The following is a 21,119-nucleotide window of genomic DNA, read 5'->3' on the forward strand; positions in this document are numbered from 1 at the left end:
GATTATGAAAAACAAAAATCGCTCTGTTGAGCGATTTCTAATACTATTAGATTCTATAAAATCCATTCAATGGAGGCGAGGGGAGTCGAACCCCTGTCCAAACACCTTGCTACATCAACGTCTACAACCATAGGACTTTCTCAAATTTAACAAAATGCCAAAGCCAGTCTCAAACAGCGACATTTTGCGGGACTTTAAATCTCTTTTGCTGCGTCAAGCCTCCACAACAACGTATCTGACTAAAAGTTTAGGCCATCAAATTGCCATCAGTGAGCAAAAATCAGGCACGCATGGTGCTGTTTAGGCTGCCATTGCGTAAGTTTGTGTATTATTTTTAGCAGTTATATTTATCTGCGGATGATTATCCTGATCCCTCAGCAGTTGCAGTTCATGCGCGACAATGCCTGTCGAATCCGTAACGCCCCCAAATTTAAGGAGAGACCTACTGATTATTCTGTCAGTAATTCTTTGAACCTTGAAATCTAATTATAGCATATTTTAACTTTTTTGTCAGTAAATTCTTTAAAACTCTTCTTCATCAATTTGTTGAATTTCTTGTAGTTTAGTGATTAAATATTGGTCAGTAGAATATTTTTTCATTAGCTCTTCTAATAATTGATTACGAACCACATAATTACTAAAAAGATGTAATTTTTCTTCGTAGCTTTCAAGTACTTTTTCTGTTCTCTTGATATTGTCATAAACAGCTTGACGACTGATATTAAATTCTTCAGCAATCTCTGCCAAACTATAATCATCGGCATAATAAAGTTCAATGTAATTCATTTGTTTATCAGTCAAGAGTGTCGCATAAAACTCAAAAAGAGTATTCATTCGATTCGTTTTTTCGATTTCCATAAGCTCTATTATAACAAAATTTATATCATTTTTTATGTTTATTCATTATTTTCTAATTGATGATTTAAAATAATAAAATGTAATTTTTTTATCTTTATCAAAGGTCCAAGTATCCATTATTTTTTTAGCTAAAAATAATAATTTATTCTATACAAAACTCCCTGTTTTCGTTATAATTAAAAGTATGAAAAAAATTTTAATTGCTGATGATGATCGGGCAATTTTGACCCTTTTATCTTATAATTTTCGGCAAAATGATTACGAAGTAACTATTGTATCAGACGGGAAAAAAGCTTATGACAAAGCTCGTAAAAATCCCTTTGATTTACTTCTACTTGATTTAATGATGCCCGAATATTCCGGAATTGAAGTCACCCAAAAACTTCGTAAAGAAGGTAATTTTACACCAATTTTAATTTTAACTGCTCGAGATGATGATGAAATGAAACTGACAGGGCTGTCAGCAGGTTCTGATGAGTATTTAGATAAAACGACTCCAATGAAAGAAATCATTGTCAGAGCTGATGCGCTCATTCGCAGAAATCAAATGTATAACCAAGCACCCTCCGAAACTGTCAGTGAATCTTTAGATGAAAGTCCTTCATCATTAGTTACTGACAGATTGGTCATTGATTTTATAAAAAAAGAAGTCACTTTTGACGAAAAAGTTTTAAATTTAACCAAACGAGAATTTGAAATCCTTGAACTCTTAGCTAAAAGAGAGGGAAAAATTGTCAGTCGTGAAGAACTCCTGCAACATTTTTGGGGAATTTCAGACACTGCTGAAACCCGCACCATTGATGTGCTCATTTCTAAAATTCGTAAAAAATTAAATAATCATTATATCAAAACAAAACGAGGATTCGGATACTATTTTGAAGAAAATGAAACTTAAACACATCATGCTTATGACGGTCCTATATATTATTGCGACCTTAAGTTTGGTGATTCTATCGAACCAAAATATCTTAGAAAATGATACAAATCGAGTATTAAAAACAATAGATAAAATACAACTCTTTTTAGAAAAACATCCTGATAATCCTCTGCCAGATAATTTTGAACATCTTCCAAAGAATACAGTAAATTCGGATACTAAAAAAATTAAAAAGGGTGCGACTTACGCACGTAGTTTAGATTCTCAAGAAATAACCGTGACTAGTCCCATATTTAGCGAGGGTCAAATTAACGGTTATCTAAAGGTTACAGAAAATCGTACCTCTACTTTCTTTACAGATTTTGCCATTATCATTTTTGCAATTTTATTTTACTTGGCTGTCGCCATCCAAGTTTTACGTTCTGCTCAGAGAGCTTATGTTTTTCGAGAAAATACCGTTGCTAAAATTAAAAATATCGAGCGCAGCCCATTGACTCAAAGCTATTTGATGAATGAGAACGACGATAAAATTACAACTGAGCTCAATAAATTGGGCGAAAAAATTCAGAAACAAGCGCTCTCTCATACTGAAAAGAAAGAAAATCTCTACGAATTTATTGAATTTTTCCAATTTCCGATTTTCATTTATAATAATAAAGGAAAAATTCGTCGGACCAATGCTTCTTTCAAAAATGAATTTTCAGATACTGAAAATCTAGATATTTTCAGCCCCTATGCTGATTTCTTAAATTTTCTTGTTGATAAAATTTTACATCCTGATATTCAAGAAAAACTTTTCTATTTTGAAAAACTTGGGGCTTATTATCAAGTCCGTATCACTCCTTTACCTGATTTGGATAGTCGATTTATGGTGACTATGATGGATGTTAGCTCTTATCGTCGAACAGTGGATGCCCACAATGCTTTTATTGCTAACGTTTCTCATGAATTAAAAACTCCCCTTACTTCTATCAAAGGCTTCGCTGAACTTCTGGAAACAGATTCAATTTCAAGTTCTGACACAAAAAATTTCGCATCTATTATCAATAAGGAAAGTTCACGCCTGATGAATTTAGTTCAGGATACACTGCTTTTGACCAAACAAAATCATCGAATTGATAAAAAGAAAATTAATCTTACAGCTTTGATACAAAATATTCTCCAAAGCTCAGGACCACAAATTAATGAAAAATCACTTCATTTAGAATCTCAAATTGAAGAAATCACTTTTAAAACCAACGAACCAATGGTTCACAGCATTTTTGAGAATTTGATTGAAAATGCAATTAAATACACTCCAGCAAATGGACAAATTTTTGTCAGCTTACATCTTGAACAAAATAAAGTTATCTTCAGTGTAACTGACAATGGTCCTGGTCTTAGTGAAATTCAAAAAGAGCGAATTTTCGACCGCTTCTACCGGGTTGATGAAAGTCGTGCAGAAGTTAGTGGAACAGGTTTAGGACTTGCTATCGTTGAGAAAAATGTTCAAGAGCTTCACGGAACAATTGACGTTGTATCCATTCTTGGAAAAGGAACAACTTTCACCGTCAATCTTTAATCGAAGCCTTCAACAAATTTACTTATCAAATTAAAAAAATCTTATAACCAAAACTCTCCAATTAAGATAAAATCAATTTATCAAGATTGGAGAGTTTTTATGGCTAAATATACATTTCAGGGCATTCCTCGCCCACTCGTTCGTACTAATCAAACTTTTATTGTTCTCAGTGTTATTTTGGCAGTTGTCACTCACTTCTATTGGATTCTCCTACTTCCTATTCTCGCTGGACTATCTGGCATTCTTTTCGAGAGAAATTTTATTATTTTAATCGCCAAAAGATTTCTAAAAAAGAAAACTTCAGAATACGTGCTCGAAGATAAATCAGACCTTCGCTTCAATCAGATTATCGCTACTGTTCTATTAAGTGCTAGTTTGATTTCCTCAATCACTAATCATCCTATCTTAGCAATAATCTTTGCAGCTTTTGTTTTTCTAGCCGCTTCTATTGCTTTAAGTGGTTTTTGTATAGGATGTTGGATTCATTTTCAACTTCGTCAGTACAAATATCGTCGGCAAGCAAAAAAAGGACTTCACTAAGTCCTTTTTATCTTTCCAAATAAAATTCAAAACGGTCACCAACATATTGAGATAAGACATATTCAAAAGCTGTACCATCTGTTAAATAAGAAACCTGAGTTAAACCAAGAATAGCAGCTCCAACTCTTGTTTTTAAATACTCTGAAACCTCTGTACTGACTCTTTTAGCTGAAACAATCTGTTCACTACGACCAATCACATGTCCGTGACTTTCTAAAGTTTTAAAGAAGTTACTCGTAATTTCTTTTTTATCAAAAGATTTGACCAATTTGAAAGGAATGCTTGCCACTTCATAACAAATTGGAACATTATCCGAATAACGAATCCGCTCCATTCGGATGATGGAATCCTTTTTGGTGATATTTAGTTTTTCACATTCAACCTCATTTGGCGCCGTTCTAATATAACTCAAAACTTCTGTTGAAGGAACTTTACCTTGTGAGCTGATAATTTCTGTAAAGGAAGTTGTTCCACGCATTTTTTCGCGAACACGTCGGCTAGCAACATAAGTTCCAGAACCCACACGACGGTCAAGAATTCCTTCATCAACCAAAGCTGTTACCGCTTGTCTTGCTGTCATTCGACTGACAGTAAAACGCTCGGCCAAATCACGTTCGCTTGGAAGACGTTGTCCAATTTTCCAGATGCCTTTTTCAACTTCATCTTTTAAGGCATCATGTATTTTTACATAATTCGGTACTGATTTTCTTGCCATAGTTCCCCCTAACTAAATAATAACAATATATACCACTTTAATATCTGTCTACCATTATATCACAGTTCATATGACTTACAAATAAAGAACATTTAAAATAATCGCAAATCCTATCTTCTATTAGCTTTTAATTTATAAAAAAAGAATTAGTTAATATAACTAACTCTTTTTTATCTTTTATCAGTATTCAATTATTTTGAAGGAACAGTGATTTTTCCATCAATAATATCTGCTTTTGCTTTAGCAACTGCATCTTTGATTTCTGAATTTGCACTGTCAAGTCCTAAGTTAACCCCACCATTTTTAAGGTCATAAGTAACGATTGTTCCACCAGGGAATTTACCATCTTTAGTCTTGTCAGCGATATCTTTTACAACATTACCAACTTCTTTGATTGTTGATACAAGTACAAAGTTAGAATCTTTACCGTCTTTAGATTTGTATTTTCCAAGATATTCTTGGTCTTGGTCAACACCGATAACCCAAACTTTGTCAGCCTCATTTTTAGTTGAGTTCAATGCTTTAGCTTCACTGAAGACACCAGTTCCTACACCACCAGCACATTGATAAACTACGTCATCACCAGCACCGTACATAGCTGCAGCAATTGTTTTACCCTTGGCCGCGTCAGAGAAAGATCCCGCATATTGAACATCAACTTTAATATCTGGGTTTACAGATTTAGCTCCAGCTTCATAACCTTTTTCAAAACGTGTAATAACATCTGATTGCATTCCACCGATGAAACCAATTTTGTTAGTCTTAGTTGCTTTTGCGGCAGCTACACCAGCAAGGTAGGCACTTTCGTTATCAGCAAAAGTTGCTGATGCCACATTTTTTTGGTCTTTGATGACTGAGTCAACGATTACAAAGTTAGATTTAGGATTATTTTTTGCTGCAGCTGATGTTGCATCTTGTAAAGAGAATCCGATACCAAACAAAAGTTTGTAGCCTTGTTGTTCCGCAGAGTTATAGTTAGTTGTATAATCTGAAGCAGAGTTAGATTGGAAATAAGTGTATCCTGTACCTTTTTTCAGGTTATTTTCTTTCCCCCAGCTTTGAAGACCTTCCCAAGCGGATTGGTTAAATGAACGGTCGTTTACACCACCAGTATCGGTGACGATTGCTGCTTTAAGGTCAGTTTTTGCTTTACCTGATCCGGCTGCGTCATGTGAACGGCATCCTGCAAGGACTGCGACTGATGCAAGTGCGAGAGCACTAACTGCGATTACACGTTTTTTCATGGAAAGGGTATCCTCCGAGTTTTGTTTGGCTAAATATAGCTTAAGACTATTTTAAGATATATTTAGCCTTTTTGCAAGTCCAAATAAGCTGAATATCCCTTTTTCTCGCTAAATGTTCGGAAATAACCTATCAATTACTAAGAATTATTCATATTTATCAGTAATTACCATTTTTACATTTTTTAAAAGAAAAAAGATAAAGCGCTTACTTTAGTTACAAATTAATATGCTACCTGTTGATAGCATATCAATTTTATTTTAATCAAGATTTTTGAAAGAATATGGTAAAAGTTCCTCAACTGAAGTTTCTTTTACATTATCATTTTTAGAAATCAAAAAAACTGGCATATCTGCTGGACAAAATTCTGCAATAACTTGTCTACAAGCACCACAAGGGCTAATTGGTTCTTCTGTTTCTCCGAATACATAAAGAGCATCAAAATCTTTCAGGCCTTCTGATATTGCTTTAAAAATAGCTGTTCGTTCAGCACAATTAGAAAGTCCAAAACTAGCATTTTCAATATTACAACCTGTGATAATTCGACCATCAGTTGTATGAAAAGCTGCTCCTACAGGAAAATGAGAGTAAGGAACATATGCCAAACTCGCCGCTTCGCGTGCGGCAGCAATCATTTTTTTAGTAGTTGTCATTTGAAGTCAGACCTTCCATAATTGCAACACCAGCCGAAACACCAAGACGTGTTGCACCAGCATCAATCATTGCTTTTGCTTCTTCAAGATTATGAACTCCACCAGAAGCCTTAACTCCCATATCTGGGCCAACCGTTTGACGCATTAATTTTACATCATGAACAGTCGCTCCACCTGTTGAGAAGCCTGTTGAAGTTTTGACAAAATCAGCACCAACTGCTTTAGCAATTTGGCAAGCTTTAATCTTTTCATCGTCAGTTAAAAGGCTTGTTTCAATGATAACTTTAAGAAGTTTATCACCTTTTACTGCGTTGACAGCTGCGATATCTGACTCAACAAGATTCCAATCCTTAGATTTGGCTGCGCCAATATTAATGACCATGTCAATTTCATCAGCACCATTTTCAATAGCGTTTTTAGCTTCAAAAGCTTTGAGTTCAGAAGTATTAGCACCTAAAGGAAAACCAATTACTGTACATACTTTAACGTCTGAGTCTTTAAGTTCTTGACTGGCATAACTTACCCATGTTGGGTTAATACAAACGCTCATGAAATCATATTTTTTTGCTTCATCAATTATTTGTTGAACTTTAGATTTGGGAGCATCGGCTTTAAGAATAGTATGGTCAATATATTTATTAATTTGCATTTTATGTTCTTTCTATTTTTTTAATCTTAAGTAAATTATTCCAACGATGAGATAGACTACAACGAAGATAATGATAAAAGCAATAAGTTGAATAAGCCAACCAAAATTTTGTAAGTACAATTTGGTCGCTGCTCCAGCCAAAGCTGACAAGATAACTTGCAGGGCCATAACAGGTGTTGGGATTTTTAAATCATTTTTCATCTTATCTGATAATTTCTAGAATTTCTTTTTGATGAACTTGTTGATCACTAATGACCAAACTGTCATTAAATTCAGCAACTAATTCGTCAGTAATTTCGCGGTTGGAATAAAGCTGAGCAATGACTTCACCGGCACTCACCTTATCTCCTACCTTTTTCGTCAGAGTAACACCTGCTTCAAAATCAATATCATCAGTCTTAGTTGCACGTCCTGCTCCTAATTTCATAGCAAGAAGACCAATTCCTAAGGCTTTTTCTTCACTAATAAATCCTGATTTATCTGCTTTAATTTCCACTTGATATTTTACTTGAAGAGGAGCTGTCAAATAGTCAAAGGCAGTTGGGTCACCACCTTGGGCCTTGACCATTTCAACAAATTTTCCGTAAGCTAAACCATTAGTAAAATGCTCTAAAATTTCAGGAATTGATTTTTCAAGTCCCGCAAGTTGCAGCATAATTTGGGCAAGTTCCGCAATAAATTCTTGGAATTCCTTTGGCGCTTTTCCTTGTAGAGTATGAACTGCTTCAGTCATTTCATTTCGATTTCCGATAGCAAAACCAAGAGGCTGACTCATATTTGTGATGACAGCGACGGTTTCTCGTCCTACAGATTTACCAAGGTCAACCATTGTTTGAGCGAGAAGGCGAGCATCTTCAACTGACTTCATAAAAGCCCCATCTCCTACAGTTACATCTAGTAGAATGGCGTCAGAGCCTGCGGCAATTTTTTTGGACATGACAGAACTAGCAATTAGAGGAATAATATCAACAGTTGCTGTGACATCTCGAAGAGCATAGAGTAATTTATCGGCTTTAACAAGTTCATCGGATTGCCCAATTATGGCAATTCCTGTTTCTTTGACCTGATCAATAAATTCTTTTTCCGTTTTTTCAAATTTGAAGCCAGGAATTGACTCCAATTTGTCCAAAGTTCCTCCCGTATGTCCAAGTCCACGACCAGACATTTTCGCAACAGGAACCCCAAATGACGCTACAAGCGGAGCTAAAATAAGTGTTACTTTATCGCCCACTCCACCAGTAGAATGTTTATCAACCTTGATTCCGGCAATATCAGTCAAATCGAATTCTTTTCCTGAATGAACCATTGCCATCGTGAGATAAGCAGTTTCTACTGTTGTCATCCCTTTAAAATAAATTGCCATCGCAAGTGCTGACATTTGATAGTCTGGCACGATTCCTTTGACATAATTTTCAATCATCCAATCGATTTCAGCTTGGCTAAATTCACCACTATCTCTTTTCTTTTGAATGAGATCAACCATCCGATAGGTCATAGGCTCCTCCTCGTTTTATCTTATCAATAATTATATATTTTTATAACTTCTTAAAATAAAGTATCCTTTATCTCTGGCTACAAGCTGACAATTACCAAATACTTCTTCCATTTTCTTTTGAGCAGACGGGGCACCCTGTTTCTTTTGGATAACAATCGTCAAATGCCCTCCATCATTTAAGTGACCAAAAGCACCAGCTAAAATTTCATGGACCACTTCTTTACCGGCCCTAATTGGCGGATTTGAGATAATCGCATCATATTTTTCACTGACAGACTCATAAATATTTGAAAGTTCAATTTTACTATTACTGACAGCATTGTCAATCGCGTTTTGACGGCATAAATCAAGTGCCCGACTATTGACATCAACCATTGTCACACCTAAATCAAACTTTTTAGCTAAGGTTAACCCTAATGTTCCATAACCACACCCAACATCTAAAAGACTTTTTGCACTTTCAGGTTGATAGTTTTCTAATAAAACACGAGAACCATAATCAATTCCATTTTTTGAAAAGACACCACGATCTGTTTTAAAACGCATTGACTGACCTAACAATTCAACTGTTAAGGTCTGGAAGTCATGCGATAAATCTTGATTGTCTTCATAATACATATTTGTTTTAACCATTAATTTTATTTTAACATAAAAGCCCTTTTTTATCTTAAAAAAATTTTTAGAACTTCTACTTATTTTGTAATCTCTTACACTTTTACTGACAGAAGTGTAAAAATCTTGTCAGTAACTTATTTAATACGCTTACAGATTTATTAGTTTTTTTACCTTGATAAGCCAAAAATATGATAAAATATTTGTCATGAATGAATTCATTAATTTTGACGAAATTAGCCGAAAAACATGGCAAAATCTTTATAATACTTCGATTGCTCCCTTAACTCATGATGAGTTAGAGTCAATCCGCTCACTCAATGATGAAATCAGCTTACAAGATGTGGAGGACGTCTATTTACCACTGATTCATCTTCTTCGCTTATATAAAAAAAATTTAGAAGACATGAGTTACTCTAAAGGACTTTTCCTACAAAAAATTGTCAAAACTCCCCCACTCATCATTGGGATTTCTGGCTCAGTCGCCGTTGGAAAATCAACGACCGCAAGACTTCTCCAGCTTCTCCTTTCACGTGCCTTTCCAAAATTAACCGTTGATTTAGTGACAACCGACGGATTTTTGTACACGACTAATGATTTAAAAAATATGGGGATTCTCGACCGCAAAGGTTTTCCCGAAAGCTATGATATGGAAAAATTAACAAGTTTTCTTTATCACGTCAAAAATGGTGAAAAATTTGAAGTTCCGATTTACTCACATGAAACTTACGATATTTTGCCTAACCAAAGTCAAATCATTGACAGCCCTGATATTCTTATTGTAGAAGGAATTAATGTGCTTCAAAATCCACAAAATCAACTGCTTTATATCAGTGATTTTTACGATTTTTCAATTTATGTCGATGCTGACGAAAAACTCATTGAAAAATGGTACCTCGAACGTTTTGACAGCCTTTTAAAACTAGCTAAATATGACCAGACAAACTTCTATCATCAATTTACAAAAATGCCAGAAGATAAAGTAATCAATCTAGCCCGTGAAACATGGGCACGTGTCAATCGTGTCAATCTCAGAGAATATATTGAGCCCACAAGAAATCGGGCAGAAATTATTCTTCACAAAACAGAAAATCACTATATTGACAAAATTTACCTGAAAAAATTCTAAAAAAAATACTGACAAATCTGTCAGTATTTTTATTGTCTTCAATTTTACTGACAGAACTGTCAGACAAGATTAGAAATAGTCTGCTGTATCATCATTTGGAAAAACAAATTTCTTTAAGACAAAGACACCAATAATTAATATCAGAATAGCACTAGCAATCAATAATACTCCAACTAATCGTTCATGATAGGTTAACAACAGTCGAATCAGTGAAGTAATCCCGAGTGATAAGAGGAAAATTAATGACACATGTCCTTTATTTCTCAATGAAGTGATAATCAAAGTTAAAAATTCAAAGAAGATAAAGAAGGAGAGAATACTTTCCAAAATATCATAATAATGAACCTCACTCTCAGAAAGAAAAGCAAGTAAAACAAGATTATAAACTTCTCTAAATAGAAAATAAACCATCAAAAGCCCTACTACCATAAGCAACATAAAACTAATTTTCGATAATAGATTAGCAAATTTTAGTTCAATATGATTAAAAAAATTTTTCATAGGCGCTCTCCTTCTTGTCTCATCTTTAAAATATTTCTGTCAGTAAATTAGGCTTATAAATCTGAAGATTGGACATAGCCCTGAACGAATTCGTCAATTTCAATATAAATATAGCACTTCTTATCACTAATTTTTTTTCTGATTTCCGCTTCAATTTGATTAATAATCTCATAATCTTCTAAAACAAGCTTACTCACCAAATCAATTTTTGCAGCAATCAAAATCTCTGTTGGGCCAAGGTGAACTGTTTTAACATTAATTACTCGTTCTACTTCAGGACGATCAAAAGCTGTCAAAATCTTTTCTAAATCACTATCTGTCACACGTTCACCAACAATTAAACTATAAAATTCTCTTGTTAAGAAAATCGCTGCTGCCATAAGCAAGAACCCAATCAACAACCCACTAATTGCATCAAAAACAGGATTGCCTGTCACCATCGTCAAGACAGTTCCTAAAAGCGCTAAAAGTAAACCAATAATTGCGCATAAATCCTCAGCAAAAATAACTAAAATTTCGCTATGGCGACTTTCATGCAAAAACTTAAAGATTGGTAATTTTTCTGTATTCAATTCGCTAATTTCTTTAAAAGCCACTCTTAATGATGAACCTTCAATTGCCATGCCAATCAACAAGATTCCAATAACAATGCCCGCATTTTCAACACTGTGTGCTGGGTGAACCAACTTATCATAGGCCTCCATTACACCAATGACACCCCCACCAAAAAAGAGGAATGTTGCCACTATCATACTAAAGAAATATTTTGCCCTAGCTTCGCCAAATTGATGGAGATTAGTGCTCGCTTGTCTTGAACGACGGTCGCCAAACAAAAGTAAAATCTGATTCCCACAATCTACCACTGAGTGAATACTTTCATTAAGCATCGCTGCTGAGCCAGACAAACCAAATCCAATAAACTTACTGATTGCAACCAGAACATTAGCCCCAAGTGCCGCAAAAACCGCAAACATCCCTGAAGATTTTTTCTCTTCCATAACTCTCTCATTTCCTATTCAATCTATCTTAATTATAACATAAGCCCTTATTTAAGATTTAATTTGTAACTTTTAAGTCAAAAATAAAGAAAACTAAAAGGCTCTTCCTACAAAGAAAGAACCTTCAAGAGAATAAATCATCAAAACCTATCCTCAATACTATGTAAGAAAAGAAGTCAAATGAATTCCACTAATGAAACTTCACTCAACTAAAACAATAATACAACATTTACAAAAAAGTGTCAATCTCTTAACGTAAATATTTTTGTGAAAAATTAATCTAAACGTTTCTTATTATTTTTGACCTTCTAAAATCAAGATTTCAAGTTCTTTTTTCTCACGATTCAATTTTTCTAAACGATAAGCTAAACTATTTTTATTGTCTTTTTCTTCGATTCCTAACAAAAATTCAATTGACACATTAAAATAGTTTGCCATTTCAAAAACACGACCAACACTCGGTTTTTTCTTATACTTATAATTTTTCAAAGTATTAATCCTTCTTTTTTAATTTTTTATAGATAAGTTTTCAATAAGTGAATAAAATAAATTCAAAGAAACATTCAAATTCACTCTTCTCTGATTTCTTCATCCTCTTCCCAATTCCAAGCCCGATAAAATTCCTGATTTTGGAAAAGTGAAGCCAAACCACTCAACTGTTTTAAACGAAGCAACTCTTCTTTATCCATTCCAATATGTTTCATAATCCACTGGTCACTCAACCCCGATTCTACCAATTGTTGAACAATTTCCGTCATCAATTCGATTGAATGTGTGCCTCTAGCACGATTATGTCGAATGGTACTAGCAATTCTATCTTCAAGTGGACGATCAATAATCGAAACAGGTAAACAATTGCCTTCTCGTTTAGCAATTTCTTCAGAGTTTTTCATAACAAGATAACGATGAAAACCATCCACAATTTCATAAAAATCCTGTTCTTTATCGTAATAACAAACGATAGGCATTGTATAACCATCTTCCAAAATCGACCGTTCAAGTAGTTGAAATTCAGGAGGTGCTGTTCGGTTTGGATTATAAGCATTTGCTCTAATCTTCTCAATTGGTACTCGCCTGATATCATAAGCTGGACTTATAAAAATGTCTCCCATTTTTCCATTGCCTCTTGTTTTTTCTGTAATTCATCCTTCGTTTGACCAAATCCCATATACTGACAAGAAGTATCATTCTTTAAAATCGTGATACACATGCGTTTGTATGAAGGAACCAACCTAAAATTTTTAATTGGCACATCATCTGGATAATCTTTAAAGCGGACCACTTCGTATCTTTGCTTATATTTGCGCTTATTTGTTGGTGGACCCAAACGTTCAAAATCCGAGCCAAGCTCCTCTAACTCATCAATCACATTTTCTGGTAAAGCTCCACCAGTTTTCATCCAATAATCCATTGAAGATTTAAATTTTTTACGATAAACCTTTCGAGTTTCCTCTGGCAATGTCTCAAGTAAAAATTCAACAAAAGATTTCCAAGTATGTCCTTTAGGGAGCACAGCTCCACGGTAACCCATTGCTGCAGTTCCACCATAAAGCGCTGCAAAATTTGCTCCATTAACACGACCAACTAATTTTCCCCAAGTTGCTGGTTCTAAAGCCTGATAGAGTTTTAATGAATGCACCCCACACTGATGGAAAGGATTAGCAACCCTCATTGATTTATAAGGAACTCCCGCCTGATAGTACAAATCATAAAGATGATTATAATCAAGCTCAAATTTAGCATTAGCTCGCCAGATATCTTCAAATAACCAATCATACATTGGATAAAAATTAAAGACATCTTGACTAATACGATGGCTATAATTAGTCGTTCCAAAACGAGAAAAAGTCTCCTCGCGCGTCACCGCATTATAACGATTTAAACTTTCCTGAGCACGAATTCCCACTAAAACAGCCGTTCGTACGACCTCTTTTTCTCGATGAAGCCATTGGCAAAACTTACTTTGAAACTCATAATCAGACATTCCAACTTTAAAAAATGGAAATTCTTGATTTTCTAAACAAATAGCTTCTGGAGGAATTGAATTCAACCAAAGTTCATGATGTTCTGGGTCCCAAGGCAACCAAGTTGATTGTGACATCGAAATTCCACAAGAAGCCGATATAGGAAGACAGACGTGATAGTAATCAAATTCTGGATATTTTCCCATTGAACGTTCAATATAATCTTTAGTTTCTTGATAATTTCCCTCATAATCCAAATAAAAAACAGAAACTTTTATCCCTTTTTTCATCCAATCATGACTTTCATAATAAAGACGAACCAATTCCAACATCAAACCCGAATCCTTACCGCCAGAAAAGGAAATAATCAGATGGTCAAAATAACTACAAATATAATCTAGTCGATGATTAAATGCTTCATAAACATTTTCATTTTGATAAACTTTCACCTCGTCTTTCCTTTCCATTATTGATTTCATTTTTCCAAAGCGCTTCGTTAAAACTATCAACAATTATATATTACAAGAAAGCAAAGACTTTGTAAAAGTTTTTATGAAACTAAAAAATAATCAAAACAATTAATTTCTTAATAAAATAATGATATACTATTTCAAATACTAAAAAAATTATCTATAATAGATTATTTTTAATTATTGCCTATTAAGCAAATAATTTTAAAAAAGAAAGGATTTTATACTCCTCCAAGTATAAAATAGAAGCATCATGACAAAAGATACGAAAGAAATTATTATTCGCACTCTCTTAAATATCGCCTCCGAATCTCAAAAAGTAACCATTGAAGAAATCTCTAAACGGTCACACATTACCCGTACAACAATTAAAAATAATTTTAAAACGGGCGTTCCCGGAATTGTCGAATACATCTATCTGAATATTGTAGATGAAGTCAATGAACGTTTACTCCAATATGAATGTGAAGAGGTTTCTCTTGAACTTCTTGCCGATATTTTACTCCCAGTTCTTTGGCAACATAAAGAAGAAGCGCATATTATTTACAGCTCTCAACTTCCTTTTCGTTTAATTGAACCAGTAAGTGATAGAACTTGGAAATGGGCTGAAAAACGTTTTAACTTTCTTATAAAAGAACATGGTTTAGCAAATTATTTTACAGCTCAAGAACTTCTAAAATATTTTAATGCTCAACTCATTACCGTTCTAACCCTTTGGCTAGAAGCTGACATCCCGATCCATTTAGACAAGTTCCGCCCAAAATTCATGTTTTTCATGAATGCTTCTATCAATCAACTTATTTTTAAAGGAATAAAATAAAAAAACGTAAATCCACAGATTTACGTTTTTATTATCATATTTTCATGCTTAGGGCGCAATCCGTTTTCTGGCTGCTCGTTTTCTACCCATTTCAATTTGTTCTTCTTTTTTCTTGATAGGATTGATAACTTTTGTTTTAATGCCAATAGCAGTGGCAGCAAGTCCAGCTATCAAAAGTGCATTCCCTGCCAAAAAGCCTTTAATAAATGTACGATTCATTTGTCTCTCCTCCTAGTTTTATAGATAAACAGCCAAATAATAAAACTTTAGTAAAATTTCCTCATTCGACTCTACAAAATCATTTTAACATAAATGTTATAAATCTAAAAATAATAAACTTAGAATGAAATAATAAAAAACCTTCTAACTATAATGCTAGAAAGTTTTCATTAAATCTAAATCTTCGTTGATTATTTAAACCATTTATCAACTTCTTTTTGATGATCTTTAATCCAATTTTTGGCAGCTTCTTCTGGTGTTTTACCATTTTGAATATCAAGCATGACAGCTTCCATATCCTTAGTTGTCCAATTAAATTTATCTAAAACTTTATAAGCTTCTGGATTTTCTTTCTTCAAACCTTTACGAACAATGGTATTAATATTTTCTGAAGTTCCCATTGTTCCTTTTGGATCAGCCAAATATTTCAAATCATATTTGTTAAACATCCAATGAGGTGACCAACCAGTAATGACAATATCTTTATGTTGTTTGATTGCTTCACCAAGAGCTACAGTCATAGCACCTGATGATGAAGGAACAAGTTTCCAATCTTTAAGATTATCATAGCTATTAAGCGTTTTTTCACTCGCAGCCATTACACCTGCACCTGGTTCAATACCTGTGATTGTCTTATTCGCTTGATTTGTTAAATCTTCAATTGAATTAACATTCATATAACTTGGAACAACAAACCCAACTTTAGCGCCTTTAAGGTTAGGACCTAACAAATCAACAGATTTACCATATTTTTGCCATTGTGTTTTATGAGTATTTGGTAACCAAGCAGAAACCATTCCATCTGCTTGACCATTGGCTACCATTTGCCAAGCCACTGCATTATCTAAAGCTGTCGTTTTTACATCAAAGCCATGTTCTTTCATCGCTTGAGTCAAAACATTGATTGATGCAACTTCTGAATCCCAGTTCATATAAACTAAGTCAACTTTTTTATCAGAGGCTGTTTTTCCAAAAGACATTCCTGAAAAGGCACCAACAATTAAAGCTAACAATGAAACTAAGGCAATTCCACGTTTCCATTTTTTAACTGTAGGATTTCCCTGTTTTTCAAGAGGAGAAACATTAAGTTTTTGTGTAAAGCGGTCAATAATAATAGCCAAAATAACTAATGAAATCCCACTTACAAACCCTTTACCAATATCAGCTGATTGAACGGCTGCAAGTACACCACGACCTAAGCCAGGCGCCCCAATCATAGAAGCGATAACAACCATAGAAAGAGCTAACATAATCGTTTGGTTAACACCGGCCATAATCGTTCCTTTAGCCAAAGGAAATTCCAATTTAAAGAGCTTTTGACGGGCAGTTGAACCAAATGAATCTGCCGCTTCAACTAATTCTGTTGAAACTTGACGAATTCCCAAGTTAGTCATTCTGACTGTTGGTGGAAGTGCAAAGATAACAGAGGCAAATACCCCAGGAACAACTCCAATTCCAAAGAATGCAACCGCTGGAATCAAATAAACGAAACCAGGCATTGTTTGCATAAAGTCCAAAATCGGTTGAACGATCTTAGCCACTAAATCAGATTTGGCCATCCAAATCCCTAAAGGAACTCCAATGATGATTGACAATAAACTTGAAAGTAAGACAAGTGTGATTGTACTCATCAAATCTGACCATAAGCCCTGGTTAGCAATTAAAGAAAGACCGATGAAAGTGAATAAAGGAAAGGCAATTTTTTTACCTGAAACCAAAATGGCAAGGATAGTAACAACAGCAATCATCAACCAGAATGGAACAGCAGTTAAAGCACCTGTAATACCGTTCATCAATACCGTTCCTGATTTTTGAATCACATCAAATCCTGAACTAAAAGTACTAGTAATCCAATCTGTTGCCGATGACACCCAGTTTGCTATGGGTACTTGTCCAATAGCTAAATCAATCATTTATTCTCCTCCTCTTTTTCAATCTCCTCTACTTCGTCCTCATCAGGAATATCAGCTAAGGCCTCTAAAACACTTCCTCGAATCAATACACCTTTAAGGAATCCATTATCATCAACAACTGCTAAAGGCGTTGGGGCATCATAGATAATTGGCAAGATATCTCTTACAAGCATTTCTTTAGAAACTGTTCCAACATCTGTAGTCATCACATCTTTTAATGGTTGATTATTTTTTCTAGCAGCAATAGCTTGTTCACTCGTAACAACACCACGGAATTGACGCTTTTTGTCAACAGCCATTAGAGAGCTGACCTCTTCAGTCTTCATCTTCTTCAAGGCAACGCTAGGTCCATCAACATCAATGTTAGTAGTTAAAGCTGGAATCATAATATTCTCTGCTGTAATAACTTTTGCACGATCTACATCTTCTACGAAAGTTTTAACATAATCATTTGCTGGATTAGTCAAGATTTCTTCACCAGTACCAATTTGCATGATTTTACCATCTTTCATGATTGCGATGCGATCTCCGATACGGAGGGCTTCATTCAAATCATGAGAAACAAAGATAATTGTTTTTTGAAATTTTGCTTGAAGTTCAAGTAGCTCATCTTGCATTTCACGACGAATCAAAGGGTCAAGAGCAGAGAAAGCTTCATCCATAAGCAAAATCTCTGGGTCATTAGCTAAGGCACGCGCAAGCCCAACCCGTTGTTGCATCCCACCAGATAATTGTTTAGGATACTGATCTTTAAAGTCTAACAAGTTTGCATTTTCTAATGCCTTCTCCGCACGTTTGCGACGCTCATCTTTTGGTACATTTTGAACTTCCAAACCATACTCAGTATTTTCTAAAATTGTTCGATGTGGAAATAGACCAAAATTTTGGAAAACCATACTCATTGTTTTACGACGAACTTGAAGCAAATCTTCTTTATTTAATGTAGCAACATCTTGGTTGTCAATAAATATTTTTCCGCTCGTTGGTTCAATCAATCGGTTAAGCAAACGCAACAAAGTTGATTTACCTGAACCAGATAGACCCATGATGACAAAAATTTCACCCTCATTGATTTCAAAATTTGTATCATAAACCCCTACAGTTGCACCGGTTTTTTTCAAAATTTCATTTTTGGGCTCACCTTTTTCAACCATTGTTAATGCGGTTTTAATCCGTTTGCCAAAAATTTTAGTTAAATGTTCAATTTTTATTTTTACTGGCAAAATAGCTCTCCTTTACTCTAACACAAGGAAGCTTAAAACTTTTTTAGAAATATAAATTCTAAATAAATAAGTTAATTAATAATTAGAAGTTTTAAGTTTCACAAGTGATTTTCTTATTTAAAGTGACCACTCAATAATAACAATATGTAGTCACTATGTCAACTAACTAAACTTGAACTTAAAAAAAGGCATCGTTTTGTAAACGATGTCTTAGTTGCCATAAAAGAAATTTTGGACAATTTGTCCTGTATCAGAAGCACCCACAAAATATAAGGTATCTCCTTGATTTAAAGTTGCGTACGGTCCTGGCGAAACAATTAATTCTGCATTTTGCAAAATGGCAACAACTGTCGCCCCTGTATTTTGCCAAAGATTCATTTCTCCTAGGCTCAGTCCGAACTTTTCAGAGTCTTTTTCCAGTTCAAATTCAATAGGAGTTAAAGGATTTGTTTTTTGAAAATGCTCAGTTTGGTCAACCAATTTATCCAAGATGGATGAAAAATTAGCTAATTCTCTTCTCTGGCTCTCCACACTCTGCATGATTTGTGTCCGTAAATCTTGCATTGTTTCCACTTCTTGATATTGAGCCAGATATTCCTGTGCCTTTTGCTTTGAAGCAATATTCACTCCGCTTCCATGAACAGGGTCAACTATTCCCAAGTCACTTAGAACATTGATTGCTTTACGTGCCGTTTCGGGTGAGACAGCAAAAGTTGTTGCAAGAGTTGAACGAGCGTATATTTTTTGTCCAACTTTAAGTTCATTACGTACAATTCTTTCAGCAATTTGTAATGCAATCTGCTGATATCTTGGTTGTCTCGCTATGCGCATCTAATTCTCCTCATCACAAGTCATTAAAAATCTATTATTACCTGAACTAAATGAAATTCTTTCATATTATAGCGCTTTATCATTTATTTTTCAATCTATACCATTTAGTAAGTTTTCTCAAACTCCTAAGCCAAATATATTTTTAATAATCCTTTTTTAGCTGAAATTTTTAACAAAAAGAAGCTATAACAACAATTGTTATAACTTTTCCTTTTCTACTTAGATTTTTTTGTAGAGTAAATCCTTTGATCCCCTATTCCCTCTGTAATCGGTGAACGATAGTCAATATTCTTTTTGTTTGCATCGTCAATAAGGGCCTGCCAAGCTTTCCAGACATTTTCTTCAGAATAACGTCTAGATAATTCATAAGACTGAGTAGACATTTTTTGTAGTTTATCTTCCTGAGTAAACAGTTCAACTAAACGGTCAGCCATTTCTTGAATTCCCTCATAAGGTACAACAAAACCATTTTCTCCATCCACTATCAACTCATTTGGGCCATAGTTTACATCATAAGTGACACCAACCATCCCATGGCTTATTGCCTCCATGAGAGATAAATTAAACCCTTCCATGATTGAAGCTAAGGCATAGACTTGGAAATCTTTTTGCAGCTCCCCAACATTATTAGCATACTCGAATTGATGCACTGCTTCTTCCATATGATATTCTTTTATTGCAGCATTAATGGCCTTTTGTGCAGAATCATCATCTCGATGATCAACATAACCATAAAAATCTAGTGTAATATCTGGAACAGTTTGTCTTGCAATCCCTATCGCCCTAATAATATGATCAATTCTTTTTTCAGGTGCAACACGTGCAGTAACTAAAACGCTATGCACTCTACGCTCCTTCATATCAATTCGCTTTTCTGAAAAAACTTCATTTGGAACTACTCCAACAGGAATAGTAAATAATTTGCTTTGAGGATTAAATCGTTTTGAAACATCAAGTGTTTGTTTTTCTGTTGCTGAAACAATAGCATCGTAACCATTTGAATTCATCAATCCAAATTCATAAAAGTTATTCATAACCGAGTGCATCGGCTCTTGAGCATCACCAGCATGTGAGTTATGCAAATGAAGAACCGTATAGGCAGGACGATCCAAGTTCAATAAAGCCCAATCCGCCAAATGTGTTCTATCCATGATAAAAATATTTGCTTTATCATCTTGCCAATACTCTTCGTTTAATAAATTAAGAAAATGGAGCGTTAACTCATCAATATTAGTAAAATTATAAATTGCCCCATCAGCACCATTCAGACGCCAACCACTTTTGGTATACTTGTGATTTCCATCATATTTATTAAATGTTTCCAACACTGGCTTGCCGTTGATATCCATCCAAACTTCTGTGCCAATCTTGTTATCAGGTGTATACCATTGACTTAAACTCAAAAAACCTCGAAAATCATAAAAGTCAACTCGATAAAGATTTCCAAACCCATCGAAAAATTCTACAGCACATACTCGTTCAAGAGGATCTTCGCCAAAATATCGAACACGAGCAATAAGTTGTTGTCCTTGAAAGACAAGATATCTAAATTGATTAGGTTCCTTATTATAAGTTAAAGAATCGACTCCAAAATCTAAATCTTCAACATGGAGGATTTTTTCCTCTACAAGTTCTGCTTTCTGAAAATAATCAAACATACATAAAGTTTCTGAATTTGAGATGCCTACTTCACCTAAAAAGCGATGAATATTAGGATTCCATTCTCGAAAAACAAGTTTAAAAGCCTCATTATTTTTTCGAAATAATGCCGCACGTTTAAGCTGTGCATGCTCTATCCCAGAATTTTTTTGATTAAATGTTGAGTTAATAAAAAATAACATGATTCCTC

At 34.4% G+C, this 21,119-nt stretch carries 23 protein-coding genes and 1 other RNA gene; 5 read left to right on the forward strand and 19 right to left on the reverse strand.

Features of this window, described 5'->3' with window-relative positions; translation table 11 throughout:
• Nucleotides 1-67: 67 nt before the first annotated feature.
• Nucleotides 68-426: a transfer-messenger RNA gene (gene ssrA, locus HFD15_RS11585) on the reverse strand.
• Nucleotides 427-522: 96 nt separating this feature from the next.
• Entirely contained in the window at nt 523-858 is a 336-nt protein-coding gene (locus HFD15_RS11590) for a putative DNA-binding protein (RefSeq protein ID WP_003130477.1), read from the reverse strand.
• A 184-nt stretch (nt 859-1,042) separates the two neighbouring features.
• Between HFD15_RS11590 and HFD15_RS11595 the strand changes: the two genes are divergently transcribed.
• The 3 genes from HFD15_RS11595 (at nt 1,043) to HFD15_RS11605 (ending at nt 3,836) form a co-directional block, all read left to right on the forward strand.
• Nucleotides 1,043-1,753 (forward strand): response regulator transcription factor, encoded by a 711-nt coding sequence (locus tag HFD15_RS11595; RefSeq protein ID WP_167593171.1) that lies wholly within the window; start codon nt 1,043-1,045, stop codon nt 1,751-1,753.
• Entirely contained in the window at nt 1,743-3,296 is a 1,554-nt protein-coding gene (locus HFD15_RS11600; RefSeq protein ID WP_017864667.1) for a cell wall metabolism sensor histidine kinase WalK, read from the forward strand. Before HFD15_RS11595 ends, HFD15_RS11600 begins: the two co-directional genes overlap by 11 nt.
• Before the next feature lie 99 nt (nt 3,297-3,395).
• A complete protein-coding gene (locus HFD15_RS11605) occupies nt 3,396-3,836 on the forward strand; it encodes a DUF4395 domain-containing protein (RefSeq protein ID WP_025017129.1) in 441 nt (146 codons plus the stop codon).
• A 7-nt stretch (nt 3,837-3,843) separates the two neighbouring features.
• On the opposite strand, the gene HFD15_RS11610 is transcribed toward HFD15_RS11605, so the two are convergent.
• The 7 genes from HFD15_RS11610 to HFD15_RS11640 form a co-directional block, all read right to left on the reverse strand.
• Nucleotides 3,844-4,551, reverse strand: a complete 708-nt coding sequence (locus HFD15_RS11610) for a GntR family transcriptional regulator (protein ID WP_058208171.1) — start codon at nt 4,549-4,551, stop codon at nt 3,844-3,846.
• A 191-nt stretch (nt 4,552-4,742) separates the two neighbouring features.
• Nucleotides 4,743-5,795, reverse strand: a complete 1,053-nt coding sequence (locus tag HFD15_RS11615) for a BMP family protein (RefSeq protein ID WP_012898057.1) — start codon at nt 5,793-5,795, stop codon at nt 4,743-4,745.
• Between the two features lie 258 nt (nt 5,796-6,053).
• Nucleotides 6,054-6,446 (reverse strand): cytidine deaminase, encoded by a 393-nt coding sequence (locus HFD15_RS11620; RefSeq protein WP_003130469.1) that lies wholly within the window; start codon nt 6,444-6,446, stop codon nt 6,054-6,056.
• A complete protein-coding gene (gene deoC, locus HFD15_RS11625; RefSeq protein ID WP_003130468.1) occupies nt 6,433-7,095 on the reverse strand; it encodes a deoxyribose-phosphate aldolase in 663 nt (220 codons plus the stop codon). The genes HFD15_RS11620 and deoC overlap by 14 nt, the downstream gene beginning before the upstream one ends.
• 12 nt (nt 7,096-7,107) lie before the next feature.
• Nucleotides 7,108-7,296, reverse strand: coding sequence for a hypothetical protein (locus HFD15_RS11630; RefSeq protein WP_003130467.1), 189 nt, complete (start codon nt 7,294-7,296; stop codon nt 7,108-7,110).
• Between the two features lies 1 nt (nt 7,297).
• The gene (locus HFD15_RS11635) at nt 7,298-8,590 is read right to left on the reverse strand and encodes a pyrimidine-nucleoside phosphorylase (RefSeq protein ID WP_058208172.1); all 1,293 of its coding nucleotides are present in this window, start codon (nt 8,588-8,590) and stop codon (nt 7,298-7,300) included.
• Nucleotides 8,591-8,620: 30 nt separating this feature from the next.
• Nucleotides 8,621-9,223: a class I SAM-dependent methyltransferase gene (locus HFD15_RS11640; protein WP_003130463.1), complete on the reverse strand. Its 603-nt coding sequence runs from the start codon at nt 9,221-9,223 to the stop codon at nt 8,621-8,623.
• A gap of 187 nt (nt 9,224-9,410) precedes the next feature.
• Between HFD15_RS11640 and coaA the strand changes: the two genes are divergently transcribed.
• On the forward strand, nt 9,411-10,331 hold the full coding sequence (gene coaA / locus HFD15_RS11645) for a type I pantothenate kinase (RefSeq protein ID WP_017864671.1): 921 nt from the start codon (nt 9,411-9,413) through the stop codon (nt 10,329-10,331).
• Between the two features lie 69 nt (nt 10,332-10,400).
• Here coaA and psiE read toward each other — a convergent pair whose 3' ends face one another.
• The 5 genes from psiE to HFD15_RS11670 form a co-directional block, all read right to left on the reverse strand.
• Nucleotides 10,401-10,832, reverse strand: coding sequence for a phosphate-starvation-inducible protein PsiE (psiE, locus tag HFD15_RS11650; RefSeq protein ID WP_010905975.1), 432 nt, complete (start codon nt 10,830-10,832; stop codon nt 10,401-10,403).
• 53 nt (nt 10,833-10,885) lie between these two features.
• Entirely contained in the window at nt 10,886-11,830 is a 945-nt protein-coding gene (locus HFD15_RS11655; RefSeq protein WP_012898061.1) for a cation diffusion facilitator family transporter, read from the reverse strand.
• Between the two features lie 294 nt (nt 11,831-12,124).
• The gene (locus tag HFD15_RS11660; RefSeq protein WP_235586231.1) at nt 12,125-12,319 is read right to left on the reverse strand and encodes a hypothetical protein; all 195 of its coding nucleotides are present in this window, start codon (nt 12,317-12,319) and stop codon (nt 12,125-12,127) included.
• Between the two features lie 80 nt (nt 12,320-12,399).
• A complete protein-coding gene (locus HFD15_RS11665) occupies nt 12,400-12,942 on the reverse strand; it encodes a ParB/RepB/Spo0J family partition protein (protein WP_058208173.1) in 543 nt (180 codons plus the stop codon).
• Nucleotides 12,924-14,243 (reverse strand): DUF3440 domain-containing protein, encoded by a 1,320-nt coding sequence (locus tag HFD15_RS11670; RefSeq protein ID WP_161934613.1) that lies wholly within the window; start codon nt 14,241-14,243, stop codon nt 12,924-12,926. Before HFD15_RS11670 ends, HFD15_RS11665 begins: the two co-directional genes overlap by 19 nt.
• 274 nt (nt 14,244-14,517) lie before the next feature.
• Between HFD15_RS11670 and HFD15_RS11675 the strand changes: the two genes are divergently transcribed.
• Nucleotides 14,518-15,084, forward strand: a complete 567-nt coding sequence (locus HFD15_RS11675; protein WP_058208175.1) for a TetR family transcriptional regulator — start codon at nt 14,518-14,520, stop codon at nt 15,082-15,084.
• Nucleotides 15,085-15,132: 48 nt separating this feature from the next.
• Here the strand turns inward: HFD15_RS11675 and HFD15_RS11680 are convergent, their stop codons facing one another.
• The 5 genes from HFD15_RS11680 to asp1 all read right to left on the reverse strand — a co-directional run bounded on the left by HFD15_RS11680 (nt 15,133) and on the right by asp1 (nt 21,111).
• Complete coding sequence (locus HFD15_RS11680; RefSeq protein ID WP_021722758.1) at nt 15,133-15,303, reverse strand: DUF3042 family protein; 171 nt, start codon at nt 15,301-15,303, stop codon at nt 15,133-15,135.
• Nucleotides 15,304-15,494: 191 nt separating this feature from the next.
• Nucleotides 15,495-17,216: an ABC transporter permease/substrate binding protein gene (locus HFD15_RS11685; protein ID WP_167593172.1), complete on the reverse strand. Its 1,722-nt coding sequence runs from the start codon at nt 17,214-17,216 to the stop codon at nt 15,495-15,497.
• A complete protein-coding gene (locus HFD15_RS11690; RefSeq protein ID WP_033901119.1) occupies nt 17,213-18,439 on the reverse strand; it encodes a glycine betaine/L-proline ABC transporter ATP-binding protein in 1,227 nt (408 codons plus the stop codon). The genes HFD15_RS11685 and HFD15_RS11690 overlap by 4 nt, the downstream gene beginning before the upstream one ends.
• Before the next feature lie 210 nt (nt 18,440-18,649).
• The gene (locus tag HFD15_RS11695) at nt 18,650-19,270 is read right to left on the reverse strand and encodes a GntR family transcriptional regulator (RefSeq protein ID WP_012898067.1); all 621 of its coding nucleotides are present in this window, start codon (nt 19,268-19,270) and stop codon (nt 18,650-18,652) included.
• Nucleotides 19,271-19,485: 215 nt separating this feature from the next.
• On the reverse strand, nt 19,486-21,111 hold the full coding sequence (gene asp1 / locus HFD15_RS11700; RefSeq protein ID WP_167593173.1) for an accessory Sec system glycosyltransferase Asp1: 1,626 nt from the start codon (nt 21,109-21,111) through the stop codon (nt 19,486-19,488).
• Nucleotides 21,112-21,119: the final 8 nt, after the last annotated feature.

Origin of the sequence: Lactococcus sp. EKM203L, assembly GCF_011800585.1 — a bacterium.
Classification (GTDB): domain Bacteria; phylum Bacillota; class Bacilli; order Lactobacillales; family Streptococcaceae; genus Lactococcus; species Lactococcus lactis.

Excerpts from the sequence above, each read along its gene's own strand:
- HFD15_RS11620 (WP_003130469.1), bottom strand. The coding sequence starts at position 6,446 with ATGACAACTACTAAAAAAATGATTGCTGCCGCACGCGAAGCGGCGAGT.
- HFD15_RS11630 (WP_003130467.1), bottom strand. The coding sequence starts at position 7,296 with ATGAAAAATGATTTAAAAATCCCAACACCTGTTATGGCCCTGCAAGTT.
- HFD15_RS11635 (WP_058208172.1), bottom strand. The coding sequence starts at position 8,590 with ATGACCTATCGGATGGTTGATCTCATTCAAAAGAAAAGAGATAGTGGT.
- asp1 (WP_167593173.1), bottom strand. The coding sequence starts at position 21,111 with ATGTTATTTTTTATTAACTCAACATTTAATCAAAAAAATTCTGGGATA.
- HFD15_RS11685 (WP_167593172.1), bottom strand. The coding sequence starts at position 17,216 with ATGATTGATTTAGCTATTGGACAAGTACCCATAGCAAACTGGGTGTCA.
- HFD15_RS11605 (WP_025017129.1), top strand. The coding sequence starts at position 3,396 with ATGGCTAAATATACATTTCAGGGCATTCCTCGCCCACTCGTTCGTACT.
- HFD15_RS11590 (WP_003130477.1), bottom strand. The coding sequence starts at position 858 with ATGGAAATCGAAAAAACGAATCGAATGAATACTCTTTTTGAGTTTTAT.
- HFD15_RS11655 (WP_012898061.1), bottom strand. The coding sequence starts at position 11,830 with ATGGAAGAGAAAAAATCTTCAGGGATGTTTGCGGTTTTTGCGGCACTT.
- HFD15_RS11680 (WP_021722758.1), bottom strand. The coding sequence starts at position 15,303 with ATGAATCGTACATTTATTAAAGGCTTTTTGGCAGGGAATGCACTTTTG.
- HFD15_RS11695 (WP_012898067.1), bottom strand. The coding sequence starts at position 19,270 with ATGCGCATAGCGAGACAACCAAGATATCAGCAGATTGCATTACAAATT.
- HFD15_RS11665 (WP_058208173.1), bottom strand. The coding sequence starts at position 12,942 with ATGGGAGACATTTTTATAAGTCCAGCTTATGATATCAGGCGAGTACCA.
- HFD15_RS11615 (WP_012898057.1), bottom strand. The coding sequence starts at position 5,795 with ATGAAAAAACGTGTAATCGCAGTTAGTGCTCTCGCACTTGCATCAGTC.
- deoC (WP_003130468.1), bottom strand. The coding sequence starts at position 7,095 with ATGCAAATTAATAAATATATTGACCATACTATTCTTAAAGCCGATGCT.
- HFD15_RS11600 (WP_017864667.1), top strand. The coding sequence starts at position 1,743 with ATGAAACTTAAACACATCATGCTTATGACGGTCCTATATATTATTGCG.
- HFD15_RS11640 (WP_003130463.1), bottom strand. The coding sequence starts at position 9,223 with ATGGTTAAAACAAATATGTATTATGAAGACAATCAAGATTTATCGCAT.
- HFD15_RS11610 (WP_058208171.1), bottom strand. The coding sequence starts at position 4,551 with ATGGCAAGAAAATCAGTACCGAATTATGTAAAAATACATGATGCCTTA.
- HFD15_RS11675 (WP_058208175.1), top strand. The coding sequence starts at position 14,518 with ATGACAAAAGATACGAAAGAAATTATTATTCGCACTCTCTTAAATATC.
- coaA (WP_017864671.1), top strand. The coding sequence starts at position 9,411 with ATGAATGAATTCATTAATTTTGACGAAATTAGCCGAAAAACATGGCAA.
- psiE (WP_010905975.1), bottom strand. The coding sequence starts at position 10,832 with ATGAAAAATTTTTTTAATCATATTGAACTAAAATTTGCTAATCTATTA.
- HFD15_RS11595 (WP_167593171.1), top strand. The coding sequence starts at position 1,043 with ATGAAAAAAATTTTAATTGCTGATGATGATCGGGCAATTTTGACCCTT.